Below are 16,808 nucleotides of genomic sequence, written 5' to 3'. Positions count from 1 at the left end.
TGTCTCTTCAAGTATCGCGGCCCTTGCGAGGGTCGCTCCCTCTTTTTGCATCTCTCTTCTTTCAGATCCTTTGTGTTATGAGCTGTAATTGCCAGAGCATAGCCAAGGCATATAAATTCGCTTACTATACAACCAATTCTTATAAGCCAATGTAAGGAAAATGTTGTTTTTTATGCCTTGCTGTCTGTAGAATGATGAAAAATGTGCCCTTGTCGGCAAGTCTTGGCAGCATTGCTTTTCATTTTTTATATCTATAGTGTTTTGGCCTGATCGTTACCTGGTGTTGTTTGGGCGAGTTCGAGCAGTCTGGCGTCTGTCGTTTTGGGTGACCTGGATTGGTTATTTAGGTAGCTAATAGCTGCTAATTAGTTAGCAAGCTAAGCGATTGGCTACGCTCGTTCGTTAAGTAGGCTAGAATCTGAAAAAAGTTATTTTTGAGGGAAAATTATGCGTTTAGTAACACGTTTAAAAGGAACTGTCATTGCCTGCTTAGCAGCTACCTGTGGTCTGGGGGCAAACGCTCTGGCGCAAGAGCAATCGTATAATAGTCGCGACGCGGTAATCACCGCGCTGGATTACAACCCTCAGGTGCGCGAGGCGCTTCATTCATTTCATGCCGCTGATCACAATGTGGGTACTGCCCGCGGCAACTATTTTCCCTCAGTTGACTTGACCGCTGGTACCGGCAAGATGGAGCGCGATTATGACGATCGGGATGATTACACCACTAATCGTGCCGAGATATCCGTCACCCAATTGCTGTTTAATGGCTTTCGAACCGTAGGCGAAGTATCGCAACTCGATGGTTTGCGCCAGGTGCGTTACCTGGAGTTTTTGGACTCCGTTGACAATGTCGCCTTGGAAGCCTTCACCATTGCCGAGCATTTGGTTCGTTACCGCAAGCTGCTGGATTTGGCGCGAGATAATTACGATGAGCATCTCGATGTCAAAATCCAAATTCAAGATCGGGTCGACCAAGGGGTGGGCCGTCGCGCTGACCTGGACCAAGTTGATGCCCGGGTCGCCCTGGCTGAGTCGAACTTGATTACTGAGGCTTCTAACCTGCACGATGTGACCGCCAAGTACCTGCGCTTGGTGGGCGAGCTGCCACCGCAGTTGCTGGTGCCCGTAGATCTGACCGAGCAAAATCTGCCCGCTGATATCAAGCAGGTCCTCTACGCCGCTTATCAAGGTAACCCTGGTTTTCACGCGGCGGTAAAGAATATTTCCGCGGCCCACGCCTCGGTTAAAGTGGAGCGCTCTAACTACTATCCTAAATTAGAATTGCGTGCCCGCTATGGTACTGAGCAGAACTTAGGCGTGTTTGACGATCGTTACGATCCAGACGATTTTGGTAATGAGGGGGCCGTAGAGCTCGCTCTGACCTACAACCTTTTTAACGGCGGCAGTGACCGCGCGGCGGTGAAGCGCTCGTTGGCAGAAGTGGATGCGGCCAAGGATCAGCGCGATCAGGCTTGTATCAACCTGCGTCAGACCGCACAAATATCCTACAACAATACCAAGCAGTTGGCCGATCAGCTCGTTTCTCTGCGCAACCATCGTGATGCCAGTAATCGTGTGCGTGCAGCCTATAACGAACAGTTCCAGATAGGCCAGCGAAGCTTGTTAGACCTATTGGATGCGGAAAACGAATACTTTCAGTCCAGTCGTGCTCTGGTTAATGGTGAGCATGATCTGAACATCGCTTACGCAGAGGTATTGGAATCTACCGGCGATTTGCTTGCAGCGCTGGAGATAACCGGTGAGCGTATGCCGTTGAACGACGAGCTGGATGAAGATTTGGCCGATGTTTCGGTAGAGCCAGACTCTGCTTGCCCGGCGATTGCGCCCGGGGCAGACCATGCCTCAAACTTAGTCAGTGAAGTGGTGAGCCTGCAGATGACAGAGCTGTTTACCGATAATAGCAGTGTCATCAGTGAGGCCGGTAAAACGCGCCTCAACGATTTTCTGGCTCGCTTTGCGCGTGAGGGTACTGTTGCTGCGGCCTGGGTAAACTATAGCCTCTCGCCTTCAAGCTCTGTGGTGAATCAATCCATGGCTGCAAGCCGCGCCACTGCCGTGCGCGATTATCTGGTCATTAATGGCATGGAAGTGGCCAAGGTCAAACAGTCTGGCAGCCAGGATTCACCAGTGCAGCCCGCCACCGATCTGGTTGAAATTACCGTGCGCTATGTATCTCATTAATGCCCCCTTTGCTGTTATGCTCACAGCTGAGAAGATTGCTACACAGTTTAAGGGTTACACGGATATATGAGTGATTATTCAAGCGAAAGCGACCGCTCTGCGTTGCGGGGCGGACCGCTTTTAGCTTGCTTGGTAAGTTTGGCCAAGACTTACGGAATTAATACGTCAGAAACTACCTTGCTTGCGGGCTTACCCTTGCAGCGCGAGCAGTTAACCCCTTCGTTGTTTCAGCGCGCCGCCTCTCGAGCGGGTATGGTGAGTCAACTGACCCGTCGCCCTCTACGGGAAATCAATACATCGTTAATGCCCGCCGTGCTTTTGCTACATGGAAATACGGCGTGCCTGCTGCTCTCGTTAGATTTTCGCCGGGGGGTGGCCGAAGTTGTCTACCCCGAGCTGTCAGACACTACAGTCGAAGAGTCACTGGATACTTTAGCGGACAGCTACACCGGGCAGGTTATTTACTGTCGCCCCAAGGTCAAGTTCACTAATCGCAATGCAGACATACACAAGTCGCCGCAAGGGCATTGGTTCTGGAGTGTGGTCAAGGCCCATCGCAGCTTGTATCGCGATGTCCTCTTTGCTGCCTTTATGATTAATCTGTTCGCTCTCGCAATGCCATTGTTTGTGATGAATGTGTACGACAGAGTTGTGCCTAACTTTGCGATTGAAACCCTGTGGGTATTGGCGATTGGGGTGGCGATTGTTTTGTGCGCCGACCTGGTAATGAAAATGGTGCGCGCCTGGTTCGTTGATTTGGCTGCAAGTCGCATCGACATTACCTTATCGGCCAATATTATGGCGCGTGTGTTGGGCATGCGCATGACCGAGAGGCCTGCCTCGGTAGGTTCATTTGCGGCCGGCTTGCAGGCGTTTGAATCGGTGCGCGCCTTTATCGGCTCAAGCACTATTATCGCCTTTATAGATTTGCCGTTTGTTGTGGTTTTTTCGCTGGTTATTGGTCTACTTACCTCCTGGTGGTTGGTGATTCCGATAGCGGTGGGCGTACTTTTCTGTCTTCTTTACGCGGCTACAGTGCAAGCTAAAATGCACGAGCTATCGCTTTCCAGTATGGAGGCGAGCGCCTACCGCAATGCGGTGCTGGTGGAAAGTCTCGACGGCCTGGAATCGCTAAAAGCCTTAAGTGCCGAAGGTAAAATGCAGCGTTTGTGGGAGCGGGCAACCGTCTATCTTTCGCGCACTACTACCAAAATGAGGCTGCTCTCGGGCTCTGTAACCTCGGGCGCCTTGTGGGCGCAACAGCTGGTTGCGGTATCAATCATTATTGTCGGTGTGTATTTGATTACCGAAGGGGATCTTACCCAGGGCGGACTAATTGCGGCCTATATGTTGTCATCGCGTATTATGGCACCGGTGGGTCAGAGTGCCGCCCTTATGATGCAATACCATCAGGCGGCGACGGCGCTAGAGAGCGTCGATATGATTATGAATAAGCCGGTGGAAAGACCCGCTGATGCGCAATGGATCAGTCACCCAAGGCTGCGCGGTCGCCTCGAGTTCAAACGCGTATCGTTCCAATATCCGAACGATGAGCGCGAGGTGTTACGCGATGTTTCCTTTGTCATTGAGCCGGGGGAAAAAGTCGCGATTTTGGGGCGCAATGGTTCGGGTAAAACCACCATCGAAAAAATTCTTGCGGGTCTTTATGCCCCGGCCAGTGGCAGTGTGTTGGTGGATAACATCGAAGTGGGGCAGATAGATCCGGCGCAGCTGCGGCACAATATTGGTTATGTCCCTCAGGATATCCATCTTTTTTTGGGCAGCTTGCGCGACAATATTACCATGGGTGACCCAGCTGCCAGCGATCAGCGCATTATGGAAGTAATTAATGTGTGCGGCTTGGCTGAGTTTATCAATAACCACCCTCAGGGTTTGGCCATGCCTGTGGGTGAGCGGGGTTCTTTGTTGTCCGGTGGGCAGCGTCAAAGTGTGGCTGTAGCGCGAGCTTTGATTAATGATCCGTCGGTGCTTTTATTGGATGAACCTACCGGTTCAATGGATCACTCCAGCGAAGAGCTGTTGAAAAAGCGCCTGCACGAATACGCCCAAGATAAAACCATGTTGGTCATTACACACCGAACATCGGTGCTGAGTCTGGTCGATAGAATAATTGTGCTTGATTCGGGCAAGATAGTGGCCGACGGTCCGAAAGAAAAAGTGGTTGAAGCACTTAAGCAGGGCCGTATTGGGAGGGCTGAGTAATGGCCCAAACCCGCGAGCAAAAACAGTTTAATTTTGTCGGGCGTGCTCTGCGCAAGCTGGGCCAGCCTTTGAGCGGCTTGGTAGATCGCTTGTGGGCCCGCTGGATGTCGCCCAGTGGCGATCATGGCAAGGACTGGATTGATGACGCTGATTGGGCCCGGATTCAGCAGGCCCCGGTGCGTGCACGCGGCTTGCTCTACGCTATGCTCTTTATCGTTATTGCTCTAATCGTCTGGGCTTCAATGGCGTATATTGATGAGGTGGCTAGGGGGCAGGGTAAGGTGATTCCTTCCAGCCAAACTCAAATTGTGCAGTCTTTTGACGGTGGTGTGGTGCAAGAGATTCTGGTGGATGAAGGCCAGGTGGTGGAAAAGGGTGATGTATTAATGCGCATCGACCCCACTCGGTTTTTGTCCTCTCTGCGTGAAAACCAGGCTCAGTATTTATCCCTGCGGGCAAAGGCTGCAAGGCTAAAGGCTTTGGTTAGCGGCGCGCCATTGGAAATTCCCGCTGAAGTGATGGACACAGAGCCGGCCCTAGCCGATAACGAAAATACTCTCTACCAATCCAATCTAGAGCAATTGTATCAACAAACCTCCCAAGCCGAAGCACAGCTTAATCAGCGCAAAGAAGAGCTTAACGAAATTGAGGCGCGCTTAACTCAGGTAGAGCGGGCGTTTGAGTTGTCATCTCAAGAGTTGGCGGTAACCCGGCCACTATTGGGTAGTGGTGCCATATCCGAAGTAGAAGTGCTGCGGCTGGAGCGGGATGTCGCCAATGCGGAGGGCGAGCTGAACCAGGCTCGAGCCCAGCGCGAGCGAGTGCTGGCGGCCATTGCCGAGGCGAGAAATAAGCTTGAACAAGTTACTCTGAGCGCGAAAAATGAATGGCGCGAAGAGTTGTCGGAAGCTTTGGCTAAATTGTCTACCTTATCGGAGTCTAGCGCTGGCCTGGCAGACCGGGTTAAATATGCCGATATTCGAGCACCGGTGCGCGGTACAGTACAGCGCTTATTTATCAACACCGAAGGCGGTGTAGTACAACCCGGTAGTGAAGTACTGGAAATGACGCCGCTGGATGATCAGCTGCTTATTGAGGCGAAAATTCCCCCCAAAGATATTGCTTTTTTGCGGCCTGGGCAGGAGGCGATGGTGAAATTTACCGCTTACGACTTTACCGTCTACGGCGGTTTAGAGGGGCAGCTTGAACACATCAGTGCCGACACCATCACCGACGAGGACGATCAGACCTATTATCTTGTAAGAGTGCGTACCCGCGAAGCGAGTTTTGATGAAGCTTTGCCCATTATTCCGGGTATGACTGCCCAAGTGGATATTTTAACCGGTAAAAAAACCATACTTTCCTATTTGCTTAAGCCCATATTGCGGGCCAAGCAAAATGCACTGACAGAAAGATAATGCCGTCGATATTTATTACCACATCAAGTGTTCAGTCAAAGCGCTGGCAGCAAGCGTTTGCCGATGCGGAGGTTTACACCAACCCGGAATTGAGCCAGCTGAAGTTAAATGGCGATACGGTTGTGTGGTTATTGCTTGATGGCAGTTGGCAAGAGTATCTCACTGTAGCGACAAACCTGGGCGCCAGGGTGGTGGCGCTTAGCTTAAACGAGTCGGCGGATGAGGCGCGGCGATTAATTGCACTGGGCGCCCGTGGGTATGTGCACGCCTTGGCTGCGCCAGAGTTATTGCAGCGAGTCTCTAAAGCCATTGAATACGATGGCTTGTGGTTAGGTAGAGATTTAATGCGCCAGCTGTTGGTTGCGCCAACGGCTCAGACGGAAACTATAGACTTAAACAAGTTGAGCGCCAGGGAAAGAGCGGTGGCTGAATTGGTCGCCCAGGGTTTAAATAACAAGGAAGTGGCGCGTCAATTAGCAATCACCGAGCGCACTGTAAAGGCACATTTAAGTGCCTGTTTTGAAAAGTTAAATGTCAGGGATCGAATGCAATTGGCGGTAAAAATTAGGCCTCTTATTCGAGCTGTATAACGACTATACTATCTCCTTATGCGTAAGATGGAGCTGAGTGTCTGCAGAGGCGCTCGGGTACTGAAATTAGTTCGCCAGGGGTGAGGTGTTTATGCCAGTGGAAGGAGTTGACGTTCGGATTGTGTCAATTCAGGGAAAGGCTTGGTTCAGAACCGACGACGGTCGGGTATTATCCATTGAGCAAGGGCAAGTGCTTGCGCAGCAGGGCGAGCTTGTGCTGGATCGAGGCGCCAGTCTTACCATCGATTTTGGGGAGTTTGGTGCGCGAGAGTTTGTCGGGCCCGGCAAGTTAGACATAGATCCCGCTGTACCTCCGGCTGAGGTACAGAGCGAGCTGGAAAATATCAGCGCCGAAGAATTCGAGCTGTTGATTGCCGAGCCGACCCCGCAGAGCGAGGGGGGTGAATTAGGCTCAGAAGTATCGCAAGGCTGGCACTATGTTGTATTGCTGAGACGGGTTGGTGAAGATCTGGATGGCTTCAGGCCGATCGATTCAATGCAGCAGTTGGACTCAGGGCTATTGCAGACTGAAGGTGCGCGGCTTTTTTCCGCTGATCCCGATCCAGACCCCGATCCAGACCCCGATCCAGACCCCGACCCCGACCCCGACCCTGATCCTGACCCGGATATTGTTAATCGGCCTCCGGAGACCACGGATTTATACTTTACTATCCCAGAAGATACGTCGATTGATAGCGATATTCCCGGTTCAGATCCGGATCGTGATCCGCTGACTTACACGATCATTGCTGAGCCGGAACATGGAACCGTTACGCTCGACCCTGCAACAGGCGCCTTTGTCTATACGCCAGACTCCGATTATTACGGGCCCGACCAATTTCAGGTTGCTGTTAGCGATGGCCGCCAGACGGTTAGTCAAACCACTTACATTGATGTAACCCCGGTCAACGATCCTCCCGTTGCTGAAGACCTTTATTTAACCACCCCCGAGGACACGGCAATTCCCGGCGCGATTACCGCCAGTGATATCGATGGTGACACCCTGACCTTTACGGTGATTGATCAGCCGGATTTTGGCGCGGTGGAATTTAACACCGACACAGGAACATTCAACTACCAGCCGGGCCCTGATTACGTTGGTGAAGATCAGTTTACGGTACTGGTGGACGACGGCAACGGCGGTACCACAGAAGCGGTGGTGTATATCACCGTAACGCCGCTCAATGACCCACCGGTAACCCAAGATCTGTATCTGACGACCCCTGAGGACACACCGGTACCAGGCGGCATAACCGCTACTGATGTCGATGGCGATACTCTCACTTACACCGTGATAGACGCGCCGGATTTCGGTGAGGTGGAATTTAACAGTGCTACCGGTACTTTTGAGTATTTGCCGGGCCCTGATTATGTCGGCGAGGATCAATTTACTGTGCTGGTTGATGACGGCAATGGTGGCACCGCCGAAGCTGTTGTTTACATCACAGTGACGCCGGTGCAGGATCCCGCGATCATCACCGGTGATGGCGAAGGCGCGGTGGTAGAGGACGAAAGCGATCCTTTACTGCGGGATCAAGGTAAGCTGGAAATATCCGATCCGGATGCTGGAGAAGCGCAGTTCGATCCAACTTCGGTGATACCGCAGGCAGATGCGCTGGGGTCTATTACCTTAAGCGCAGATGGTAGCTGGCAGTACCAGCTAAATAATTCAGATGCTCAGTACCTGGCCGAAGGTGAAACGCGCGTCGAGACCTTCTCGATTGCCAGTGTGGACGGTACTACCGCTGACATTACGGTCACCGTTACCGGGGTCAATGATGCCCCCGAAATTTTTACCGCCAGTGGTGACAGCGACAGTGCGTCTTTGACCGAGACGAACGATCCGCTGACGGCCTCCGGTCGTCTATCCAGCAGCGACGTCGATGTTATTGACAGTGTTGGCGCTGAAGTTATTGATGTACAGCTGTCTGGAAACAGCGGCACCCTAACCAGTGCTGCTCTGTTAACGATGCTGAGTGTCAACGCCGGTGATGTAATTGCCGCTGGTGCAACCGAAGGTGGCGTCAACTGGGTTTTTGACAGTGGTAGCGAGGCATTTGATTTTCTTCCTCAGGACGACACTCTAACTCTTGAATACACAGTACAGGTGACCGACACCGCAGGTGCCAGTGCGTCCCACCCGGTCATTATTACCATCACCGGTACCAACGATACACCCGTGATCACCGGTGGCGATGAGGGCGAAGTAATAGAAGATGCCAGTGACCCAGATCTAATCTATAACGGTCAGCTGGAAGGCTATGACCCGGATGGTAATGAGAGCGCCGTCGATGATTCGGTGGCGCCGATTCCGGTGGGTACTACCTTGGGCAGCATGACTATTAGCGCCGATGGCGCTTGGACTTACACCGTCGCTAACGCCGACGTACAGTATCTTGCCGAGTCTGAAATCCGAGAAGAGCGTTTCCTGATTACCACCGCTGACGGCACACAACATGAAATGCTTGTGCAGATTCACGGCCGCAATGATGCGCCGGAAATTTTTCTGGAGGCAGGCGACAGCGACGCAGCCAATCTAGTCGAGTCTGATAACCCCGCAACTGCTGCGGGCAACTTATCGGCCACTGATGTCGATATTCTCGATAGTGCTACGGCATCGGTGCTGGATGTTTCGGAAAATATTCCCGGCGCTTTTGACACCGCATTGTTGCTTTCCATGTTCAGCGTCGATAGCGGAACCATTATCGCTTCGGGTGATACAGCAGGCGATATTCAGTGGGCTTTCGACAGTGGTAGTGAAACCTTCAATATCCTGCCAGATGGTATTGATTACGTGCTCACCTATACCGTCCAGCTTACGGACGCCGAGGGGGCGACCGATACCCATGAAGTGACCATTACCATTACCGGCACCGATGACAAACCCGTTTTTACCGGCGGTGACCGCGGTGAGGTGACCGAGGATTTAGATATTCAGCCGGGCAATGTGCTGACATACAGCGACCAGTTGTTAGGCTTTGATCCCGACTATGGGCAGTCGGAAATAGACACCAGTATTCCACCTCGGGCGCTGAACGCTGCGCTGGGTAGTTTGACTATCGATAACTTGGGGAATTGGACCTACGAAGTCGATAATGCGGCGACTCAGTACCTGGCCGAAGGGCAGCGCAATTTCGATTTGTTTCAAGTGACGACGGTCGATGGTGCCACCCATGTTATTGCAGTAGAGCTAAACGGTGTCAACGACGCTCCTACCATCAGTGTTTTGGCGGGCGATGCCGATACCGCAGCCTTGATCGAAACTGATGGCGGATTATTGGCCGACGGGACATTAAGTGCTGCGGATGTGGATGTACGTGATACCGTCACCACTGCCGTTGACTCCGTAGTCGTGACCTCTGGGGACTCGGGTAGCATCGATAACGCCAGTTTTCTGTCAATGCTGAGCGTCGATTTAGATGCGGTGATTGCCAGTGGCAGTACCGATGGAAAAATCAACTGGGTATTTGATTCGCAAAATGAAGCCTTTAATTATCTCGATGCCAGCGATCCGCTGGTATTGACCTATACCGTATCGGTACAAGACAACCAGGGCGCTACCGCTCAGCATAATGTACAGATCACCATTACCGGTAGCAATGATGCGCCCGAGCCTGACCCGCAAGGGTTGGACGATCAGAAAAACGAAGATTTCGAATCCATAGCGCCGGTGGATATCAGCGCTGGATTCACTGATGTCGACAGCGACGATACGCTCAGCTTTAGCGCCACCGGATTGCCGCCCGGGCTGACTATGTCAAGCGCTGGAGTCATTACCGGTACGATCGACAATAGCGCCTCGGTGGCCAGTCCCTACCTTGTGGAAGTAACGGCTACCGATTCTCAGGGCGCAACTGCCACGCAAGAATTTACCTGGGTGGTTACCAACCCCGCGCCAGATTTTATCGATGAAACCACCGGTATTGATGACGATACCTACGAATATACCGTGTACGAAGGAGTCATTACTGAAACTGCCATTATTCAGGCGCAAGACCCGGACGGCGATGAACTAAGCTACAGCATTATCGCTGGTAACGAAGATGGTCTTTTTACCATGAATGCGGTGACCGGGGAAATGAGCATTACCCGCGAGGTGGACGATCCAGATTTGGGCGTGCGCGAGTTGATCATCCAGGCCGACGACGGCGAGGGCGGGCGAGACTTAGGCACGGTTATCGTTACCCTGCTCAATGTTAACGACCCACCGATTGTCTACCCCGATACCGTACAAGTAAACGAGGATGAGGCGATTACTGCAAGGGTGCCACAGCCCTTTGATGTAGATAGTGCGATTAACCCGACTGGCTATATTCTTGATGATACCAGTGGTATTACTGGCGGTAGCCTGATCTTTAATGCGGATGGTTCCTACAGTTTTGATACTCTCACGGATTTTGAAACTCTCGCCAGTGGCGAAACCGCCAGCGTAAGTTTTACTTATTACCTGCAAGACTCCGAGCCTGACATTGATAGCAATCCGGTGTTCAGTAATCCCGCAACAATAACCATAGAAATTCTGGGGGTGAATGATCCGGCCAGTTTCAGTGGCGATGATACCGGAGATGTCACTGAAGACGATCTTCCCACCGAAGATAGCGGCACCTTGGTGGTTACTGATATCGACAACGGCGAGTCCTCCATTGATGCCGGGCGCGCACCAGTTGCTGTGGGTAGTGTACTTGGCGGGCTGACCATTGCCGCGAATGGCGATTGGCAATACAGCGTTGATAACAGTTTGCTGCAGTATTTAGCACAGGGCGAAACCCGCGATGAAGTCTTTACTGTTTTCGCACTGGACGGTACCGAACACACGATTACCGTTACATTAACAGGCACCAACGATACTCCCGATATCCAGGTAAAAGGCGGCGACAAAGATACCGTAACTCTGGTAGAAACCGATGCCGTGCTCACCACAAGCGGGCAGCTGAGCGTGACGGATATTGATGTGGCCGATGCTGTTACGCCTTCGGTAACTGGCGTTAGCGTCTCAGCGGGTAACCGAGGCACCTTATCGGATGCCCAGCTTTTGGCCATGATGTCCGTTGACGCCAGTGCGGTTATCGCGGCCGGCGAAACCTCTGGAAAAATTAACTGGCAGTTTGATTCCGGCGTTGACGACGCCTTTGATTACCTATCCAGCAACGACAATCTGGTTTTAGTCTATGAAATTACCGCTACTGATATTCCGGATGCTACGGATACGCAAACGGTAACCGTCGTTATCGGTGGTACCAACGATCAGCCGGTTGTTTATGACGATGTGGTAACCACGGATGAAGATCACGAATACATTAATGGCATGGTACCTGTCGCAGATGATATCGACGGCACAGTCGCCAGTTACACAACCGCCGGAAGTGTAGCAAGCCCCACTGGGGTTTTAACCTTCAATGCCGACGGTACCTACTCGGTAGACCCGCGAGGTAAATACGATTATTTGGCCGCGGGCGAAAGCACCGAATTTGTCTTTAGCTACAGGGCTGTAGATAACCAAAACGAGCTGAGTGAGTTTGGACAGATTACGGTTGTGATCACGGGGGTGGATGACCCGACTCAAGTAAGTACCGGTTCTGGCACGGTTCGCGAAGATACTACTTTGACCACCAGCGGGCAGCTGACTGTATTTGATATCGATAACCCAGATATGGCATTTGTGGCCAACAGTTACAGCGATGACTATGGCGCGCTAACCGTTAATGCTGATGGCTCTTGGTCTTATGTGCTGAATCAAAATGAAATAGTCGATGCCATAAGTATCGGGCAAACACGTCAGCAGGTCTACACCATTGATTTAACCGATGGTGGTGATACCGCTACGACTAATGACGACAATGTCCAGACGACAGTAACCATTAATATCCAAGGGATTAATGATATCCCTACCGTTGAAAACTTGTCCTTTACCGTTAACGAAAATGAGAACTTAGAGCTTAGGCGGGTAAACGCTGCAGATGTTGACGGGACAATCCAAGGGTATGGTCTTCTGTCTGACGTTGTCGAAGGCTCATTGACCTTCCAGCCCAATGGTGTATTTCGATTTTTAACTCAGGGCGATTTTGATGATTTAGCCCAGGGGGAAACCCGGCAGGTCACGTTCAATTATGCGGCGGCAGATAATAACGGGGCAGTATCCGCGCCTGGTACCGTCACCATAACCGTCGTGGGTGTGGATAACGCTCCGGTGATCGGTACTGGCAGTGGCGAGGTGATTGAAGATACTCAACCTTCGACGATCGGCACAATTACCGCTTCAGATATCGACAACCCAGATTTAGAATTTACCGCCGCGACCTACACCGGCACTTACGGCGATCTTGTGGTCGAAACCGATGGCAGTTGGACTTATACCCTTCGCTCGGCCGATGCCGATCCACTGGATAAAGGTGACATAGAAACCGACGCTATCAGCGGAGTAGCTTTGAGTGACGGCTCGACTACCTCGGTGTCCGTCCAGATAACCGGTACCAATGACGCGCCGGCGTTAGTTACGCCGACGGCGTCCTATACGGTGGACGAACAAACCAGCCTCACAAATGTAGATCTATCGGATATCACGGATATCGATACCGATGATACGTTAGGTGGCTATTACCTGGTGGATGATTCCGAGTTTCCTCCCGGCTCTTTGGTGTTTAACACTGCCGGTACGTTCGATTTTAACCCCGGCCGATTATTTGTAGGTCTTGATGACGGTGAGTCAGAAGTGCTCACCTTCACCTATCAGGCTTTTGACAGTCATGGCGCCTTGTCTGATGAGGGTGAAGTTACCATCACCATCACGGGTATTACCAACGGTGATGGCGACGATAACACTGCTATTGTTATTGAGGGGGATCCGCCGGATTCCGTCGTGGTAACCGGCGGGCCATTACCGCCCGGTTTTGTTCCGGGTACCTATCCTGTCGATAATGGCACAGATTATGGCGATTTGGTTGTGGATGGGGATGGTAATTGGTCGTTTTCGTTAGATCCTGATGCAGCCGATCCTTTAGCACCAGGCGATGAGGTGGTTATCAATGTCCCAACCGGTGGCGGTTCGTCGGTCGATGTAGTGATTATTGGCACCAATGATGAGCCGGTGGTTGATGATCTTTCCTGCGGTATTGTCGAGACCGGTGAAAACTCAACCGTTAACGGAACCTTAACCGGTACGGATATCGACGGCAGTATTGTTGCCTATGAAGTGGTGGATGATTCGGGGTTGCAAGGCGGCACCATTACCATTAACTCGGACGGTACGTTTACCTTTGACCCTGGCACTGCTTTCGATCATATGGATGACGGAGATCAGCAGCAGCTCTCGTTTACCTTTAGAGCCATCGATAATAACGGTGCCCCGAGCAATGTAGGCAGTGGTTGTATTACCATTATTGGTGAAGACGACGCACCTGCGCTACAGCCAGACACGGGGGCCGTGATCGAAGACAGCACCACTCAAGGTCAGGCTAGCGGCCAGGTGACTTACACCGACGTGGATGACGATGATCAAGTGGCCGGTTCGGTAACTTTTACACCGCAAACGGACGTAGTCGGTACTTACGGTGTTTTTAGCATCGATAGTAATGGTAACTGGACTTACACCCTAGACAACACAGACCCCGACACTGATGCGCTAAACCAAGGTGAAGAAGTTACCGAGGACTTTACTGTTCAGGCCTCCAATGGTTCCAGTACCACGGTCACCATTACCATTACCGGTGCCAACGACGTGCCGGTCATTGACGGTACTGACAATAATGTTACCGCCAGCATCGACGAAGACACCGCGTTAGATGGCGTGCTGCCAGAGGCGACAGATGTTGACAGCGCTGGGCGTGTGGTCGGTTATATCCAGCGTGGCGATATCGTTTACGTGAATGACGGAACCAATGCCCCGGGCGAACTTATCTTTTATTCCGACGGTACTTATTTGTTCGATCCGAGGGGCAGTTACGATTACTTGGCGCAAGGAGAAACCACGCAAATCGAATTTAGTTTTGCCGCGGTGGATAATAACAGTGGCGTAAGTAACGAACAGACAGTCACTATTACCATCACGGGTGTGGACGACTTGCCGGTAATTTCGTCCGCTACGGTGAATATTACCGAAGACGATGTGAATCCCGCCGCTTCTGGTCAATTAACCGCATTTGACCCGGACGACGACGCGACTGATTTGAGTTTTGTTCCCGCAAACATCACTGGTACTTATGGCACATTAACCATAGACGCTAACGGCAACTGGGAATATAACCTCGGGCCTGAGGCGCAAACGTTAAACAATGGCGATGATGATACCGATGTGCTTACGGTCAATTTGTCTGACGGCAGCACGACCACCGTTACCGTAAATATCGAAGGCCTAAACGACGTGCCTACAAGCGATGATGTGCTTGTAACCGTCGACGAGGACACGGTTTTAAACGGCAGTATTCCAGCGGCTACCGATGTAGACGGTACAGTGGTTGGATACCGTGTGGTCGACGGCTCTTTCACAGGCCCCGGTAGTTTTAATTTTAATAATGACGGAACCTTTAGCTACGATCCCGAGGACGATTTCCAGTATCTGGACCAGGGCGATACCGCCACGGTGACCTTTCAGTATGTAGCCCAGGATAATAGCGATGGCATCAGCGACCCTATTACTGTAACGATAGAGGTTACGGGGGTAAACGATGCGCCTACTTCAACGGCCATTGGCAATCAGGCATCCGCAGAGGGGGAGAGCGTCTCCTTCGATGCCAGCAGTTATTTTAGCGATGTAGATGCGGATAATGTCTTTACCTATTCGGTGACCGGTTTACCGCCAAGCTTAAGTATCGATCCGGCCACGGGGATTGTTTCCGGTACGGTCGATGCTGATGCCGCCTCTGCCAGCCCTTACGATGTAACGATCACGGCAACCGATTCTGAAGGCGTTGCTACCAGCCAGGGTTTCAGCTGGAATATCAGCAACCCGGCCCCCGATTTTGTTAACGAAACCTCGGGCAATGACGACGATACCTACAGCTTCTCGGTCAATGAGGACGACGCGGCAGGCACGAGTGTGGGCAGTGTCACGGCGATTGACCCGGACAATGACCCACTGCAATACAGCATAAGCTCGGGAAACAGCGCCGGTTTGTTTGTACTCGACAGCGCGACCGGTGCAATTACCTTGACTCGCCAGGCAGGTGATGCGGATGTCGGCAGTTACAGCCTACAAGTGACCGTAGACGACGGAGAAGGCGGTACGGATACGGCAACGGTTAATATCGAGGTAGTCAACATCAATGACGCTCCCGTAGTTGCCTCCGGGGCTATCGTGGTCGATGAAGAATCAGTGGGCACGCCCCTGGCTTTGGCGGCACCGACTGACGACGACGGTGATAGTTTACTGATTACTGTGACTGAGGTTCCCGGTATCGGTGAAATTACTCTGGCCGACGGCACGGCAGTGTCACAAGGGCAGACGCTAAGCGTGTCGCAATTAACGGGGTTGTTGTACAACGCACCAGATGAATTGGCCACTACCAGTGTGGAAAGCTTTAGTTATTCGGTGGATGACGGCCAGGGTGAGGCCAATAGCGTGCAATCCGGTAGCGTGAGCATCACCGTCAATCCGGTAAACGATGCGCCTGTCGCGGTCAATGATGTTGTCGCCGATGTGCCCAATGACAGCACGGGTTATGTGATTGATGTGCTGGCGAATGATACCGATGCTGATGGCGACGCGCTCACGGTAACTGCCGCCAGCGCTCAATCTGGCAGCGTTACCATCAATGCTGATGGCACGCTGACTTACGTGCCCGACCCAGATTTTGTGGGTGAAGATCGGATTATCTATCGTATCAGCGATCCGGACGGTGCTGCCGATATTGGCCGCGTCACCATCAATGTGAGCGACAGTACCGTTGCGCCAGCGTCCAGTACCTCTAGTTCTGCTCAGGCTTTATGGAAAACCTCAGCCGAAGACTCTGATTCAGCCGAGATGCAAAGCTCTAAGCTGAAAATGTCTGACCTGCTGGATGATGACGATGACTGGTTAAGCTCGGCGCTGCCCGGTGCCGACGAGGATGCCGGCGCGCAATCAACGCCGGTTATGGATACTCGGGCTGGCGATACCACTGCGCAATGGGGCTATCAGCCCTTGGCTTCTGATTCCACCGACTTAGCCCGATTTATGGAGACGAGCCCCAGCAGTATTGACCTGTAACAACGGCTGCCCTCTGCGGCGTTAAACTATTTGTGTACTCATCAGCCCCCGCCCTCTGGGCGGGGGCTTTTTTGTACCTATATTGTCCTAAAGGACAATAGCAATGGCGTTAATATCATCCTATAGTCGGTTAAATGCCTGAAAACCGTGTTTTCAGCCCTTATTCTTTATTATTAATTAATTTTGGTTAAT

Annotated in this window: 5 protein-coding genes; all 5 read left to right on the top strand. The window is 52.0% G+C overall.

Annotated features, from left to right (window positions below; all coding sequences use genetic code 11):
• Nucleotides 1–447: 447 nt before the first annotated feature.
• The 5 genes from NHM04_RS06005 (at nt 448) to NHM04_RS05985 (ending at nt 16,616) form a co-directional block, all read left to right on the top strand.
• The gene (locus tag NHM04_RS06005) at nt 448–2,205 is read left to right on the top strand and encodes a TolC family outer membrane protein (protein WP_254266091.1); all 1,758 of its coding nucleotides are present in this window, start codon (nt 448–450) and stop codon (nt 2,203–2,205) included.
• Between the two features lie 66 nt (nt 2,206–2,271).
• Entirely contained in the window at nt 2,272–4,428 is a 2,157-nt protein-coding gene (locus tag NHM04_RS06000; protein ID WP_254266090.1) for a type I secretion system permease/ATPase, read from the top strand.
• Complete coding sequence (locus NHM04_RS05995; RefSeq protein WP_254266089.1) at nt 4,428–5,846, top strand: HlyD family type I secretion periplasmic adaptor subunit; 1,419 nt, start codon at nt 4,428–4,430, stop codon at nt 5,844–5,846. Before NHM04_RS06000 ends, NHM04_RS05995 begins: the two co-directional genes overlap by 1 nt.
• Nucleotides 5,846–6,436 (top strand): response regulator transcription factor, encoded by a 591-nt coding sequence (locus NHM04_RS17350; RefSeq protein ID WP_305881960.1) that lies wholly within the window; start codon nt 5,846–5,848, stop codon nt 6,434–6,436. Before NHM04_RS05995 ends, NHM04_RS17350 begins: the two co-directional genes overlap by 1 nt.
• 91 nt (nt 6,437–6,527) lie before the next feature.
• Entirely contained in the window at nt 6,528–16,616 is a 10,089-nt protein-coding gene (locus NHM04_RS05985) for a VCBS domain-containing protein (protein WP_254266088.1), read from the top strand.
• The last annotated feature ends 192 nt before the right edge of the window (nt 16,617–16,808 follow it).

This window comes from Gilvimarinus sp. DA14 (assembly GCF_024204685.1).
Taxonomy (GTDB): Bacteria; Pseudomonadota; Gammaproteobacteria; order Pseudomonadales; family Cellvibrionaceae; genus Gilvimarinus.
Note: the sequence above shows the minus strand (reverse complement) of the source record. Positions and strands in the feature narration are given on the sequence as shown.

Bases quoted from the DNA above. Each gene is read 5' to 3' on its own strand.
- NHM04_RS06005 (WP_254266091.1), top strand. From the start codon at position 448: ATGCGTTTAGTAACACGTTTAAAAGGAACTGTCATTGCCTGCTTAGCA.
- NHM04_RS06000 (WP_254266090.1), top strand. From the start codon at position 2,272: ATGAGTGATTATTCAAGCGAAAGCGACCGCTCTGCGTTGCGGGGCGGA.
- NHM04_RS05995 (WP_254266089.1), top strand. From the start codon at position 4,428: ATGGCCCAAACCCGCGAGCAAAAACAGTTTAATTTTGTCGGGCGTGCT.
- NHM04_RS17350 (WP_305881960.1), top strand. From the start codon at position 5,846: ATGCCGTCGATATTTATTACCACATCAAGTGTTCAGTCAAAGCGCTGG.
- NHM04_RS05985 (WP_254266088.1), top strand. From the start codon at position 6,528: ATGCCAGTGGAAGGAGTTGACGTTCGGATTGTGTCAATTCAGGGAAAG.